Consider the following 13,588-nt stretch of genomic DNA (forward strand, 5'->3'; position numbering starts at 1 on the left):
CGCGATCCTTTTTCGCTATCGGCCGGCCACGTTCCGCAACGTTCGCCTGCCCCACCCCGACGGGGGCACCACACAACGGCTTTTTGGTCGGATCAAGGCCGCCTTGTCACTGGACCATTACGGTCCTGTCACGATGCCCTGGTCAGCCCCAAAATCAGCATTTAGTCACCCCAAAGCCGGCCTCAAGTCAGCTCCCGGTCGGTCTCTGGCCCAGCCTCCCGCAACCCGCTCTGCCAAGTCGACGGCCGGGTCCCGAATCCGCGCTTGGCCCGGGTGCCCAGCCAATAGCCAAACTGCGGAGGAACATGGCGAAATGGCCCTTCAACCCCGAGTTTCAGCGCGGCGTCCATCGGCCAGTTCGGGTTATTGAGGATCTCCCGGCCGACCGCGATCAAATCTGCTTGTTTATCGCGCAGGATTCGCTCGGCCTGGTCACCATGGATGATCAGGCCGACCGCCATGGTCATGATATCGGCATGCCGGCGGACATATTCCGCCAGCGGCACCTGATAGTTGTATTTGATCTCCTTGCCGAGGATCGGCGCCATCTCGCTGATTCCCCCCGACGAGCAGTCGATCACATCGACGCCCTTGGGCTTCAGGATCGCCGCCAGCCGTGCGCTCTGTTCCGGACCCCAGCCGGCATTGTCCTCGACCGACAGCCGCACGAACAGCGGCTTGTGATCCGGCCAGTGCGTGCGCACCGCCTCGGTCACATCGATCAGGAAGCGCATCCGGTTGGCTTCCGAGCCGCCATATTCATCGCTGCGCTGGTTGGAGCGCGCGGAGAGGAATTCGTGCACGAGATAGCCATGGGCGCCGTGCAGCTCCAGCACCTCGAACCCGGCCTCGTGCGCGCGCCGCGCCGCCTGCCCCCAGGCCGCGACGAGATCCTTCACCTCTTGCGTTTCCAGCGCGCGCGGCACCGGCCAACGCTCGCTATGGGCGATCGCGCTCGGCGCCACCGGGGTCCAGGCGTCCCAGTCCTCGATTGCGGCGCTGCGTTCGAGCGGACGGTCACCCTCCCAGGGGCGGCTTGCGCGCGCCTTGCGGCCGGAATGGCCGAGCTGGATGCCGGCCACCGCGTTCTGCTGCTTGATGAAACTGACGAGCCGGCTGAGCGGCGCGACGAACTTGTCGTCCCAGATGCCGAGATCGCCGATCGTCCCGCAACCGCGACGCTCGACCTTGGTCGATTCGACGATCACGAGGCCGGCGCCGCCGGCGGCGAACTTGCCGGCATTCATCAGGTGCCAGTCAGTCGGAAAGCCCTTCTCGGCGGAATACTGATGCATCGGCGGCACCACGATGCGGTTCTTCAGCGTGACGCCGCGGATGGTCATCGGCGAAAACAACAGCATATCGGACATCGCTTCCTCACCTCACGTCGTTACCCGGCACGCGGGACCGATCTTGTGTTTGCCGCCAACGATATACGCGCCGCGCGACGGCCGATAGAGGCGCGCGGCGCGCACCACCGAGGCGACATCGGTCAACGGGCTGTTCCTATTGTGCGGGCTTCCGGTTCGCCGACAGGTCGGTCGGGCAGTCCAGCCCGCATGCGATCGCCTTCTTCTGGTCGGCGACACGCCAGACCAGCAGCGCGACCAGGACGATGATGGTGACGGTGAGCTTGGCCAACGTGTCGTGATTCAATTTCGGCTCCGGGCAACAATCAGCATGAGCGACAATCATCCGCTGCAAACAAAACTGGCCCCGCCCCTCGGAGGCCGTGCCCGGCCCGTTGACCAGACCCGCATTCGAACTGCCCACCATCATGGTACGGACCTGGCGCGGCCTGCAAGCTTTCCGGCCTGCATGGCAGCACGGCACAAGCCGGCGGCGATCGCGCTGGAACTCTCTCGTCTGTTTTGCGATGAAGAATGCCGCGATCTCCGGGAACCTGCCCGTCGATCACCTAGCCCATATGGGCTACATCCTCACGACGGCCGTCAACTCCGCGCGAGCTTTGCTGCGCCCACAGCGATCGCGTCGTTGAAGCTCGTATCCCAGAATTTTCCGACCTCCGCGCGCGCGTCGAGCACGCCGAGCTTGAGGAAGGTGTCGGCGACCTTCTGGTGGGTCTCCGGCACGTCAGGGCTCACGCCGGCGAGCGAGAAGTCGTCGCTGCGGCGGGCGAACTGGTCGAGGATGTCCTGCAACGGCAGATGGGTCTCGGCCACCTGCGCCGCCGCATAGAGGGGAAAATTCTTGTTGGCAAACGCATAGGCGCGCTGGATCCGCAGCAACAGATCGCTCACGGCCGCGTGGCGTAGCGGATCGTCGACCGCCTTCGGATTGGCGTAGATCGGGAAGTTGCCCGAGAGATAGCCGACGCCGGTCTTGAGCAGCCGCGCGCCCTGCTTGGCGATGGCGAGCTGTCCGTTGTAGCCGTAGATCGCCCAGGCATCGAGCTTGCCGGAGGCGAACGCCGAGTAGCCGTCCGACGGCGTCAGATTGATGGCCTCGATATCGCTGAATGCAAGCCCTGCTTCCTCGAGCTGCTTGGCGAGGAAGTAATGCGCCGTGGTGGCGCGCACGTAGCCGACGCGCCTGCCCCTGAGGTCGGCGATCGAATGGATCGGCGCGTCCTTTGCCGCCACCGTGACCTGGATGTTGAGATCCTCATGGGTGACGGCGATGAAGCGCACCTTGGCGTTCTGGCGCGCGGCAAACATCGCCGGAACCTCGCTGCCCGAACCGACGTCGAGCGCATCGCCGTTCAGGGCCTCGATGTGGAGCACGCCGTTGTTGAGCTCCTTCCATTCAATCTTGTAGGGCGTCTTGTCCTCGCCGGCGGCCTGCAGCAGCGGACGCCAGCCGCCCTTGTAATAGGCGACACGCAAGGTGACGCCGCCGAGATCGGCGCCGACGCCCGCCGCGGTTTCCGCGCGCACGCCGCCGGCAACCAGACTTCCGGCGAGCACGCCGAGCACAGAACGTCGCGAAAAGACAAATGGCGTGGTCACCGGCGCAGGCTCCTGATCAGAAATCGCTACGCCGCAAGCTTAGGAGAAATCCCGCCGATGTATATGAGACGCTATTTCGTTTTTCGCCGCGCGCGCGAAATGCCGTTCCAAGGATTGACGGCTTGGCGCGAAAAACAATATCCGACGACGAAACGTAGCCCGGATGAGCGCAGCGATATCCGGGACCGCTGCATCGGCGCCCACAATTGAAACCCGCATGTCGCTTCGCTCGTGCGGGCTACGACAGCGGCGCTACTTCGCGATCTCGTACACGTCGGGATCGAAGCTCGAGCTCGGATGGGCGAACGCATTCTTCAGTGCCGGCGAGATCGGGACGTTGTAGTTGATGCCGTTCGGCGGCGTCGGCTGCTCCAGCCACTTCTTGTACATGGCCTCGATCTCCGGGCTCCGGTAGAGCTCGGCCGTCGCGCGGTCGGCGAGCGCCTTGAACGGCGCGTCCTCCCGGCGCAGCATGATTCCAAAGGGCTCGGCCTTCGAGAAGGCCTCCTCGCTGATCATGTAGAGCGCCGGCTGCTTGGATCGCGCGATCGCCACCGCAAGCTGCACATCGTCGAGCGCGTAGGCTTGGGCGCGATCGGTCTCCAGCATCAAAAACGCCTCGGCCTGGTCCTTGGCCGGCTGAACGTTGATGCCGAGCTTGCGTTCGGTGTTGACCTTGATGAGCTGGGTGAGGTTCACCGAGCCTGCAACGGCGGTGACCGACTTGCCCTTGAGGTCGTCGATGGTGTTGATGCCGGCGGACTTTTTGGCGGCAAATCGCGTCGCGCTCAGGAAGTGCGAGTTGGTGAAGGTCACCTGCATCTGGCGCTCGGCGCTGTTGGTGGTCGCCGAGCAGTGCAAATCGATCGTGCCGTTGACCATCAGCGGGATGCGGTTCGACGACGTCACCGGCAGATAGTCGACCGCGATGTCGGGCATACCCAGCTCTTTCTTCACGGCATCGACGATCTTGAGGCAGATATCGAGCGCGAAGCCGATCGGCCGCTGATTGTCGTCGAGATAGCTGAAGGGAACGGAGGCCTCCTGAAAGCCCAGCGTGACCTTCCTGGTCTCCTTGATCTTCTGCAGCGTACCCGACGGCTCTTCGGCCGCCACGGGGCTTGCAGCGAGCGTGAGCGCGAAAAGGACGGCGGGCAAACGCATCGGCGGCTCCTGTGCGGTGATCGGATGGCGGTGATAGCCCACACACAAGCCCGGCGATAGAAGATGATGTGTCTATCAGCTATCGCGCTTTGCTATGGTCCGGATCGCTACTGCTGCGCCCCATCCGCGAGCAGGCGGTCTCCGACCAGGTGAACCGCGCCGCGGGTCCAGGAATAATCGGCGCCCATCCGCAAGCCGCTGTCGCCGCGTGAGACGACCGCGCCGCTGCGGGCGTCGCGCACCTGGAAACCGACCGTGTATTCGGTCCGGCTGACCCGCCTGATCACACCGATCAGCGATTGATCAGCGCCGAGCTTCTGCGCGATCGCCGCCTCGCAGCCGTCGCAGTCGCGCAGTGCCCGCGCCTTGACGGGCTCAGCCATTGCGCCGCCGGTATCGACCAGGCGGTAGCGGCCCGATTGCGCAAGCCGGTCGCGGACGCCCTGAGTGACATCGGCCAGCGTGGCGGCATCGGAGCTGGCAAGACCGGATGACGGTGCCGCGGAATTGTCCTCGAGCTCGAACGCGAACACCGCAAGCCCGATCGGCGCCACGGCGGCGGCCTGTGCCGTCGGCAGCGCAGCGGCAAGAACGGCGCGCACCTCGCGCGACACGAACATCCGCGCATGGTCCCAGGCCTCGTCATTGTCGCCACGAAATGTGTAGAGCTTTTCGTACAGAACACGGCTCGCGCCGACATCGATGACGGCCACCTTGGCCCACTGGATCAGCGTACTCATCTTCTGCACGCCGCCGACCACCCTGATTTGGGCCTCGCCCTTGGGCGCCGGGGGCGCGACCAAGCGATAGCGCGGCTCCGCGGCAATGTCGGCGCGGAGCGCGGCCATGAACGCATCCAGCCGCTTCTGATGCGCAGCGGTCTGATCGATCACCTCACCGGAGGTGTCGACATAGCTGAAATCATCGATGCTCACGCCAAGCGGCGGAGCCGCGGCAACGCCGGCCTCGGCGTGCAGCGGACAAGATCCGGCCAGAAGGCCGATCAACGCGAGGACGTGCACGACGAGGCAGGACTGGCGCATGATCGGGCCTTTCAGGGCTGATGCGGGTCGATCGCAGCCTAGGCCGGCCAGCATCCGCGCCGCAGCGGAACGCCTCCCGGCCGTTGCCGGGAAAATTTCACGACCGTGGTCAGTCCCCAAGGCAGTGCTTCTCGATGCTTCCGTTCTGCCGTTTAATGGGCATGACGGCCCTGCCCGCAACCACGCGCCGAAGGTCGTCTGCGACCTCGGAGGATACGCCGATGTGGAATTGGTCCGGAAGCGATCTGAAGCTGCGGCTGACGTTGCGTGTGGCTGCGGTGTCGATGCTCTGCTTTGCCGCGATCTCCGGCTACTTCCTGATCGAGGCCGACCGCTCGGTGCGCGCTAGGATCGCTGCCGTTGCCGATGTCGCCGCCAGGACACTGGAGCTGCAGCAGAGCAAGATCCAGTGGCTGAACAATCCACGCTCCGATTTCCCCGATCTCGACAGCGTTGCCGCCTCGGTCATGGCGCCCGGCCTGTGCCTCGCGTTTCGCAGCAATAGCGGCGAGATCAGCCAGCGCTTCTGCGGCGGCACGCAGACCGATACGGCCGTGCCGCCGCAGGCCTTTGCGGCGCTCTATCGCCGCCTGTTCGATCCCGGCCGGGAGACCGTGCGCCCGGTGATTGCGCGCGGCCAGGCGATCGGCGAGGCCGTGGTCTGGGTCGATCCGGCCGTGCTGACGACGGAAGCCTGGCACGACGCCGGCCGGCTGATGGCGGTGCTGATGCTCGCGCTGCCGCTGCTCTGCGCCCTGGTCTATGCGGCGCTGTCGCGTGCGCTGCGTCCGACGCGGCTGATCCGCGACGGGCTCGAGCGGATCGCCGCAGGCGACCTCGCCGCACGCCTGCCGCCGTTCGATCTCGCCGAATTGTCGGCGATCGGCGACGTCTTCAACGATCTCGCCGAGCGCCTCGCCACTGCGCTCTCCGACCGCAACGCGCTGACGCAGAAACTGATCGTGGTGCAGGACGAGGAGCGCCGGCATCTGGCGCGCGAGCTGCACGACGAGTTCGGGCAATCGCTGGCCGCGATCCGCGCGCTCGCCGCCTCGGCGCGCCTGACCGCGGTGCAGGATTGCCCGCCTTTGCTCGCCGAATGCGACGGCATCGCGCGGACCGCGACCGACATGATGGAGACGCTGCGCGGCGCCCTCTTCAGGTTGCGCCCGCCCGATGTCGACGAACTCGGCCTTGCGTCCAGCCTGGAGGGCCTGATCGCCGGCTGGAACGGCCGCAGCCGGGGACAGCCGCCGTTCGAGATCGCCATATCGGGATCGTTCGAGCGCATCCCCGCCTCCACCGGCGCCAACCTCTACCGTATCGTGCAGGAGGCGCTCACCAACGCAGCCAAGCACGCCGGCGCCACGCGCGTCATGCTGCGGCTTGAGATGCGCGAGACGGCTTCGGCCGGCGGAGGCAGCGAGATCGTGCTCGCGATCGACGATGACGGCCGGCCGGGTGATCCACCGGTCAAGTCCGGCATGGGCCTGCTCGGCATGCGTGAGCGGGTCGCCGCGCTCGGCGGGCGGCTGAGCTTCGAGGCCGGACAGTCCAACGGCTCTTCGCTCCGTGTCAGCGTTCCCGTCGCGGCCGGCCGAGAGGCCACACCTGTGGAACGCGCGGCATGAGCAATACGGCGCGAACCATCATGCTGGTCGACGACCACGCCGTCGTCCGCGAGGGCTACCGGGCGATGCTGCAGAAACAGCCTGGGCTCTCGGTCGTCGCCGAAGCCTCCGACGGCGTCGAGGCCTACCGCCTTTACAAGGAAACCGGGCCCGACCTCGTCATCATGGACCTGTCGATGCCCGGCATCGGCGGCATCGAGGCCATCCGTCGCCTCAGGCAGTGGGACAAGCGGGCAAAGATCCTGGTGTTCACCATGCACCAGAACGCGGCGTTTGCCGTGCAGGCGATCCGCGCCGGCGCGAGCGGCTATGTCACCAAGACCAGCCCGCCGGAGACGCTGGTGCATGCCGTGATGGATGCGCTGTCGGGCAAGATCGCGATCAGCCCGGATATCGATCACGAGCTCGCGCTCAGCCACCTCGCCGGCGAGAGCGCCGCCGCCGACCTCCTGACTGCGCGGGAATTCGAGGTGCTGCGCATGCTGCTGGCGGAGAAGACCACCGACGAGATCGCCGAGGCGCTGCATCTCAGCCCGAAGACGGTCGCGAACCTCCATTCCCTGATCAAGGACAAGCTCGGCGTAGGCACGGATATCGAGTTGGTCCGCCTCGCACTCCGGCAAGGTATCCTGACGCAGATCGATCTGGGCGAACGGTGAGCCCGCATCGCCGAATGACTGAGGCCGCCCCACAGCCGTTCTCGTGTTACGGGCAGGTTGACGAAACCGGGGAGACAATCCAGAATAGCGACATGCGCAACATCTGTTCCATGTCTTTGACCACCGCGACGACCAGCCTTGGCGGGTCGTCTCCTGGTCGTATGCGGTAACAGACTGCACGACCAGACAAGGCCCCGCCGGCGACGGACGGGGCTTTTTTCATGCGCAAACTCGTCCGCGCTGCTTCCAATCAGGAGAGCAAGCTATGGACGATCTCGATCACAGAAGCCTCGGAACGCATCTCGATCTTTGGCACATCCAGGAGGATGCGCCAGGGATGGTGTTCTGGCATCCGCGTGGCAACACGCTTTATCGTGTGCTGGAGGACTACATCCGCCGGAAAATGCGCCGGTTGGGCTATGCCGAGGTTCGAACGCCCCAGCTGCTGCCCCGCGAGCTCTGGATTCAAAGCGGCCATTGGGAGAAATTCGGCGCGCACATGTTCGGTTTTGCCGACGGCGAGCGCGCAATGGCGCTCAAGCCGATGTCGTGTCCCTGCCACGTCCAGATCTTCAACAAGGGCCTGCGTTCCTGGCGCGACCTGCCGCTGCGCTACGCCGAGTTCGGCGTCTGTCACCGCGATGAACCGTCGGGCTCGCTGCACGGACTGATGCGCACGCGCGGCTTCGAACAGGACGACGCCCATGTGTTCTGCCGCGAGCAGGACGTGCCCAACGAAGTCGCCCGCTTCGTTGCGCTACTGTCTGAAGTCTATGCCGAGTTCGGCTTCCCGGCGCCCGAGGTGTCGCTCTCCACCCGGCCGGCCGCGCGCGCCGGCTCGGACGAATTATGGGATTGGGCGGAAGCGACCCTTGCCGCGGCCGCGCGCCGATGCGGCCTGTCGTACACGATCCAGCCCGGCGAAGGTGCCTTCTACGGGCCGAAGCTGGAGTTCGCGCTGCGCGACCGGCTGGGCCGATCCTGGCAATGCGGAACGGTTCAGCTCGACAGCGTTTTGCCGGGCCGTCTCAACGCGTCCTATGTCGGACCGGACGGCCATCGCGCGATCCCGGTGATGATCCACCATGCCGTATTCGGTTCAATCGGTCGCTTCATCGCGATGCTGCTTGAACATCATGCCGGCGCGCTGCCGTTCTGGCTGTCGCCCGACCAGGTCGCGGTCGCGCCGATCTCGTGATCACTCCGAATACGCGGTCAAGGTTCTTGATGCGCTCGAAGCTGAAGGCGTCAGAGGCGTCCTGTTCGCCAGCGCCGACACCCTGTCGCGACGGATCGTTGCCGCGCATGAGGCGAGTATTCCAGTCGTGGCGGTCGTCGGGCAACGCGAAGCGCAACAAGGAACCGTGAGCCTCCGCGAGCGCCCCGGGGCCGTCTCCGTTTTGCCGCTGGCTGACGCCGTTGAGGCGCTTCGAGCGCGTGCTCGTCCGGGCAAGGACGCCGAGTGAACTCGCTGCGCGTTGCCCGCTGTGCCGGGAGCTCCGCGACCCAAACAAAGGGCCCCAGCGAGGGGGTACACGCTGAGGCCAGAGCAACTTGGTCACACCATCCTAGACCTCGCCCCGGCGCTTTCCTTTGCTCCTTCGGAGTTACCGGATTCATACGGGTCGAAGACTGAACCTTATTGCTCGCTCGCGCGTATCCATAACGTCAGGATTTTGCCATTCCTCCTGGGGCTAGAACCAACGCCGCCCGTCGTATTTCAATGCGGGCGGCGTTGCGCGTTTCTGGCCCGGAACGAGAGGAGACCGAGCGCGCCCGCGCGGCTGACATGGATGAAAGTTCCCGGGCAGGAACCGGAACGGATATCAGCCGACGTGAGTTGGACAGCATGATCTTGAAGGATGGAGCATCATCGCCGTGAGCCGAAAAACCCTGCAGGCACGTTCAGAGCAGGCGCTCGTCGTCGTCATCCTCAGCACCGGCGCGCTCATCGCCTACCTCGGCCTGGCGCTTTCCAGGATATGAGAGGTCTGCCCGGCAAGCAGCAAGTCGCTGCGCATCGAAGCCCGTAAGCCCAATCACTGATTTGCCCGGCGCAAACCCCGCAGCAAAACTTCTTCGCTTTATCCGAAGTTCAATTCATTGCTCGGTCCCATGGGTGCCATCGGCATCCGGCTTTCCTTGCGCCCTCTTCAAGAGAGACGGCGGAACGAAGAGCAAGGCTCGGGCAAATGATGTCGCGAGAGTGCGAAGCTGCGTCCTCGCTCCAACTGTCATCGCCTGGCCTGAACACCTGACCGGGCGATCAAGTACGCTGCGGCTTCTCGATTCAAGCACCGGCGTCTCTGGAATACCGGGTCGCCCGGTCCGCACATCAAGCCGGGCGATGACACCGAGATGAAGTACGCAATGACAGTGCGTCATATCGCGCGAGAACCATCCTCATCGTCGTCCTGGCGAAAGCCAGGACCCATTACCCCAAGTGCCCATTGTTGCGCGACGCTGGGGTCACAGCCCTCATCAACAACACGCCTCTGTGGTTATGGGTCCCTGCTTTCGCAGGGACGACACCCCGCTGCCTTCGTCGCATGCCTGCCGCACAAATCGGGGACATTGCCGCCCGCCCGCAATTCTCGTACACGGTTTCACGCAATGACCTCGCAACTCTCTCCCGATTCCGTCGACGTGCTGCTGTTCGATATCGGCCGCGTCGTGCTCGACATCGACTTCGAGAAGGTGATGGCGCGCTGGGCGCGGCATGCCGGCTGCGCGCCGGCCGACCTCGCCACGCGATTTGTCGTCGACGACAGCTTCAAGCATCACGAGATCGGCCGGATCGACGACGCGGCGTTCTTCGAAAACCTGCGCCGGACGCTCGGCGTCAACCTCACCGATGCACAGTTCCTCGAAGGCTGGAATGCGATCTTCACCGGCGAGATGCCGGGGATTGCACCCCTGCTCGCCACCGCCGCCAGGCGGATGCCGCTCTACGCTTTCTCCAACACCAATCCGGCGCACGTTGCGCATTTCTCGGTCATCCATGCCGAGCTGCTCAGCCATTTCCGCAACGTTTTCCTGTCCTCGACGATCGGATTTCGGAAACCCGACGCCGAGGCCTACGATCATGTGGTAAAAGCCATCGGCGTGCCGGCGTCGCGGATCCTGTTCTTCGACGACCTGGCCGCCAACATCGAGGGCGCGCGGGCGCGTGGCCTTCATGCCATCCACGTGACATCGACGGATGACGTGGCGAGGGCTCTGACTGCACTTGGTATTGAACATTTGGATTGAAGGAGCTCCGAGCGTGGCCCTGATGCCGGTTGCCGATGCCCTGTCCGCCGTCCTCGCCGGCGCCGAACCGCTACCGGAGGAGATGGTCGCGCTCGATGCCGCCTACCACCGCACCCTGGCGCGCGACCTCGCCGCGCGGCGCACCCAGCCGCCGCAGCCGATGTCGGCGATGGACGGCTATGCCGTGCGCGCGGTCGACGCTGGTGATCTGAAGGCCCGGCTCAGGGTGATTGGCGAAGTCGCCGCCGGCCGGCCGTTCGAGCGCACGGTCGGCGCCGGCGAAGCGGTGCGGATCTTCACCGGCGGCGTGATCCCCCATGGCGCCGACGCCGTCATCATCCAGGAAGACACTGCCGTCGACGGCGACCACATCACGATCACCGAGCTAGCTGCCGCCGGACGGCATATCCGCCCGGCCGGCGTCGACTTCCGTGAAGGCGACGTGCTGCTCGATGCCGGCAGCCGCCTCTCCGATCGCGCGCTGTCGCTGGCGGCCGCCATGAACTATCCGGACCTCGCGGTGCACCGCCGTCCGAAGGTCGCGGTGCTGGCGACCGGCGACGAGCTGGTGATGCCGGGCTCGACGCCCGGCCCCGGCCAGATCGTCTATTCCAACGGCTATGCGCTGCGGGCGCTGGCGCGCGCCGAAGGCGCCGAGACCGTCGATCTCGGGATTGCCGCCGACACGGTGGAGGCCACCACCGCCGGCATCCGCCGGGCCCGAGAGACGGGTGCCGACATCCTGATCACGACCGGCGGCGCCTCGGTCGGCGACCACGACCTGGTCAAGCAGTCGCTGGAAGCCGAAGGCGTCGAGATGGCGTTCTGGCGGATCGCGATGCGGCCCGGCAAGCCGATGATGCATGGCCGGCTCGGCGCGATGCGGGTGATCGGCCTGCCCGGCAATCCGGTGTCCTCCTATGTCTGCGCCTTCCTGTTTCTGGTGCCGTTGATTCGGGCGCTGAGCGGCCGAAAAGCTGTTCATCATCGCCGCGAGAGCGCATTGCTCGGCCGCGACATCGCCGCCAACGACCAGCGCGAGGACTATCTGCGCGCCCGCCTCGAGGAGCGCGAGGACGGCACGCTGATCGCAACGCCTGTCATGCAGCAGGACTCGTCGCTGCTCGGGAATCTCGCTGCGGCACGGGCACTTCTCGTGCGTCCGCCGTTTGCGCCCGCCGCCGCCAAAGGCAGCGAATGCGAGATCCTGACACTGCCCAAGTGACAGCGCAGACCGCATCGCTTGTGCGCTCGCCGGATGCGTTCACCGGAAATTAAGTGGTTGCGGAACACATATCGAACATATAGTGTCCGTTCATGATTTGTTTCGAGTACTGGTGTGTACAAATGGGAGGCCGCGAGGGAGCGCTTGTGACGAGCACCGTGCTCCTGAGGTCTGGCCCCGCCTGAAAAGTCTCGGAATCGAACGACGCTACCAACCGGGGGAATACTCGAGATGCTCACGCGCAAACAGTACGAACTTCTGCGTTTCATCAATGAACGTCTGAAGGAGGCCGGCGTACCGCCCTCGTTCGACGAGATGAAGGATGCGCTCGACCTGCGCTCGAAGTCCGGAATCCACCGCCTGATCACTGCGCTGGAGGAGCGCGGCTTCATCCGCCGCCTGCCCAACCGCGCCCGCGCCATCGAAGTCATCAAGCTGCCCGAACTCTCGGCCGGCGGCGGCAACGGCCGCCGCGGCTTCACGCCGAGCGTGATCGAAGGCACCCTCGGCAAGCGCACCAGCACGCCGCCGATCGCCGAGGACGACGGCAACCGTCCGGTCGCGGTCCCCGTGATGGGCCGGATCGCCGCCGGTACGCCGATCGAGGCGCTGCAGACCCGCAGCCACACCATCAGCGTACCGCCCGACATGCTCGGCGCCGGCGAGCACTATGCGCTGGAAGTGCGCGGCGACTCGATGGTCGACGCCGGCATCCTCGACGGCGACATGGCGCTGATCCAGCGCAACGACGTCGCCAACACCGGCGACATCGTGGTGGCACTGATCGACGAGGAGGAAGCCACCCTGAAGCGCTTCCGCCGCCGCGGCGCGTCGATCGCTCTGGAGCCGGCCAACACCGCCTATGAAGTGCGCATCCTGCCGCCGAACCGGGTCCGCATCCAGGGCAAGCTGATCGGCCTCTATCGCAAATACTGAATTTCAAATACTTGCGGCGGCGGGGAACGAGCAACACATCGGATCGTTCTTTGAAAGATAGCGTAACGTGCAGCCTGCCCGACGCGCTCCGATACCTCTCGCGCAGCGTCGCGTGTTTGTGATCAGGGCGTTTCGTCGACCAGTCGTACAATCGCCCAGAAACGAGGAGACACTCGTTCGCTATCGTCCACTCTGGTAGAGGCCCTATGCCTCAAGGAGAGGCACGGGTCGCTACCTCGAACAGAGGAGCCATCCGATGTGTGACTATAGTCTGCACGCCGTGGCGTCGCGCCCCGCCATTGTTGGAGAGACGCTGATCACCACGACTTTCCGCGGCACGTCGACCCGCGGCTTTGCTTCGGAGACCGACCCCACTGTCGCGGTCTGCATGCTGCCGGGCACCGAGCTCGCTTTCGCCGAGAACGTTCGCTACGACAGCCGGTGGATCTGGACCAAGACGATGAACTTCCGCGTCGGCGTGTTCAACGAAGTCGAGCCCGACGTTCCCGATCGCCATCATGACGCGGTCGAATTCCCCGACGGCAGCCATGTGCTGGTGACCCAGCTCGTCGAGGGACAACGCGTCAGCGTGCTGCAATTGCCGGCGCTGCATCCGCCGGTCGAGCAGAAGCCGAAGGTTGTGGAGCGGCGGCCCTCTGCATTTGCGTCGCTGTTTTTGGGTTGAACGCATCGCCGCCGCGGAATGAGC

14 protein-coding genes are annotated in these 13,588 nt (G+C 65.2%); 9 read left to right on the forward strand and 5 right to left on the reverse strand.

Annotated features, from left to right (window positions below):
- Positions 1-182: 182 nt before the first annotated feature.
- The 3 genes from AAFG13_RS05580 to AAFG13_RS05590 form a co-directional block, all read right to left on the reverse strand.
- Positions 183-1,370, reverse strand: a complete 1,188-nt coding sequence (locus tag AAFG13_RS05580) for an NADH:flavin oxidoreductase/NADH oxidase (protein ID WP_342711375.1) — start codon at positions 1,368-1,370, stop codon at positions 183-185.
- 136 nt (positions 1,371-1,506) lie between these two features.
- Complete coding sequence (locus tag AAFG13_RS05585) at positions 1,507-1,779, reverse strand: hypothetical protein (protein WP_342711376.1); 273 nt, start codon at positions 1,777-1,779, stop codon at positions 1,507-1,509.
- A gap of 173 nt (positions 1,780-1,952) precedes the next feature.
- Positions 1,953-2,969 (reverse strand): ABC transporter substrate-binding protein, encoded by a 1,017-nt coding sequence (locus AAFG13_RS05590; RefSeq protein WP_342711377.1) that lies wholly within the window; start codon positions 2,967-2,969, stop codon positions 1,953-1,955.
- 57 nt (positions 2,970-3,026) lie between these two features.
- On the opposite strand from AAFG13_RS05590, the gene AAFG13_RS05595 reads away from it, so the two are divergent.
- Positions 3,027-3,179: a hypothetical protein gene (locus tag AAFG13_RS05595; RefSeq protein ID WP_342711378.1), complete on the forward strand. Its 153-nt coding sequence runs from the start codon at positions 3,027-3,029 to the stop codon at positions 3,177-3,179.
- 42 nt (positions 3,180-3,221) lie between these two features.
- On the opposite strand, the gene AAFG13_RS05600 is transcribed toward AAFG13_RS05595, so the two are convergent.
- Both AAFG13_RS05600 and AAFG13_RS05605 read right to left on the reverse strand, forming a co-directional pair.
- Complete coding sequence (locus AAFG13_RS05600) at positions 3,222-4,133, reverse strand: amino acid ABC transporter substrate-binding protein (RefSeq protein WP_342711379.1); 912 nt, start codon at positions 4,131-4,133, stop codon at positions 3,222-3,224.
- Positions 4,134-4,240: 107 nt separating this feature from the next.
- Entirely contained in the window at positions 4,241-5,176 is a 936-nt protein-coding gene (locus tag AAFG13_RS05605) for a DUF2380 domain-containing protein (RefSeq protein ID WP_342711380.1), read from the reverse strand.
- 221 nt (positions 5,177-5,397) lie between these two features.
- Between AAFG13_RS05605 and AAFG13_RS05610 the strand changes: the two genes are divergently transcribed.
- The 8 genes from AAFG13_RS05610 to AAFG13_RS05645 all read left to right on the forward strand — a co-directional run bounded on the left by AAFG13_RS05610 (position 5,398) and on the right by AAFG13_RS05645 (position 13,564).
- Positions 5,398-6,807 (forward strand): histidine kinase, encoded by a 1,410-nt coding sequence (locus AAFG13_RS05610; RefSeq protein WP_342711381.1) that lies wholly within the window; start codon positions 5,398-5,400, stop codon positions 6,805-6,807.
- Positions 6,804-7,466, forward strand: a complete 663-nt coding sequence (locus tag AAFG13_RS05615) for a response regulator transcription factor (protein ID WP_342711382.1) — start codon at positions 6,804-6,806, stop codon at positions 7,464-7,466. The genes AAFG13_RS05610 and AAFG13_RS05615 overlap by 4 nt, the downstream gene beginning before the upstream one ends.
- A 265-nt stretch (positions 7,467-7,731) precedes the next feature.
- Positions 7,732-8,664, forward strand: a complete 933-nt coding sequence (thrS, locus tag AAFG13_RS05620; protein ID WP_342711383.1) for a threonine--tRNA ligase — start codon at positions 7,732-7,734, stop codon at positions 8,662-8,664.
- Positions 8,603-8,932 (forward strand): His/Gly/Thr/Pro-type tRNA ligase C-terminal domain-containing protein, encoded by a 330-nt coding sequence (locus AAFG13_RS05625; protein ID WP_342713553.1) that lies wholly within the window; start codon positions 8,603-8,605, stop codon positions 8,930-8,932. Before thrS ends, AAFG13_RS05625 begins: the two co-directional genes overlap by 62 nt.
- A gap of 1,147 nt (positions 8,933-10,079) precedes the next feature.
- Positions 10,080-10,718: an HAD family phosphatase gene (locus tag AAFG13_RS05630; RefSeq protein ID WP_342713555.1), complete on the forward strand. Its 639-nt coding sequence runs from the start codon at positions 10,080-10,082 to the stop codon at positions 10,716-10,718.
- Between the two features lie 13 nt (positions 10,719-10,731).
- Positions 10,732-11,943 (forward strand): gephyrin-like molybdotransferase Glp, encoded by a 1,212-nt coding sequence (glp, locus tag AAFG13_RS05635; RefSeq protein ID WP_342711384.1) that lies wholly within the window; start codon positions 10,732-10,734, stop codon positions 11,941-11,943.
- Positions 11,944-12,174: 231 nt separating this feature from the next.
- Positions 12,175-12,879 (forward strand): transcriptional repressor LexA, encoded by a 705-nt coding sequence (lexA, locus tag AAFG13_RS05640; RefSeq protein WP_021079225.1) that lies wholly within the window; start codon positions 12,175-12,177, stop codon positions 12,877-12,879.
- 256 nt (positions 12,880-13,135) lie between these two features.
- Positions 13,136-13,564 (forward strand): hypothetical protein, encoded by a 429-nt coding sequence (locus AAFG13_RS05645; RefSeq protein ID WP_092114590.1) that lies wholly within the window; start codon positions 13,136-13,138, stop codon positions 13,562-13,564.
- Positions 13,565-13,588: the final 24 nt, after the last annotated feature.

Source organism: Bradyrhizobium sp. B124 (assembly GCF_038967635.1).
GTDB lineage: Bacteria > Pseudomonadota > Alphaproteobacteria > Rhizobiales > Xanthobacteraceae > Bradyrhizobium.

Bases quoted from the DNA above. Each gene is read 5' to 3' on its own strand.
- AAFG13_RS05580 (WP_342711375.1), bottom strand. From the start codon at position 1,370: ATGTCCGATATGCTGTTGTTTTCGCCGATGACCATCCGCGGCGTCACG.
- AAFG13_RS05585 (WP_342711376.1), bottom strand. From the start codon at position 1,779: ATGATGGTGGGCAGTTCGAATGCGGGTCTGGTCAACGGGCCGGGCACG.
- AAFG13_RS05595 (WP_342711378.1), top strand. From the start codon at position 3,027: ATGTATATGAGACGCTATTTCGTTTTTCGCCGCGCGCGCGAAATGCCG.
- AAFG13_RS05600 (WP_342711379.1), bottom strand. From the start codon at position 4,133: ATGCGTTTGCCCGCCGTCCTTTTCGCGCTCACGCTCGCTGCAAGCCCC.
- AAFG13_RS05605 (WP_342711380.1), bottom strand. From the start codon at position 5,176: ATGCGCCAGTCCTGCCTCGTCGTGCACGTCCTCGCGTTGATCGGCCTT.
- AAFG13_RS05610 (WP_342711381.1), top strand. From the start codon at position 5,398: ATGTGGAATTGGTCCGGAAGCGATCTGAAGCTGCGGCTGACGTTGCGT.
- AAFG13_RS05615 (WP_342711382.1), top strand. From the start codon at position 6,804: ATGAGCAATACGGCGCGAACCATCATGCTGGTCGACGACCACGCCGTC.
- thrS (WP_342711383.1), top strand. From the start codon at position 7,732: ATGGACGATCTCGATCACAGAAGCCTCGGAACGCATCTCGATCTTTGG.
- AAFG13_RS05625 (WP_342713553.1), top strand. From the start codon at position 8,603: ATGCCGGCGCGCTGCCGTTCTGGCTGTCGCCCGACCAGGTCGCGGTCG.
- AAFG13_RS05630 (WP_342713555.1), top strand. From the start codon at position 10,080: ATGACCTCGCAACTCTCTCCCGATTCCGTCGACGTGCTGCTGTTCGAT.
- lexA (WP_021079225.1), top strand. From the start codon at position 12,175: ATGCTCACGCGCAAACAGTACGAACTTCTGCGTTTCATCAATGAACGT.
- AAFG13_RS05645 (WP_092114590.1), top strand. From the start codon at position 13,136: ATGTGTGACTATAGTCTGCACGCCGTGGCGTCGCGCCCCGCCATTGTT.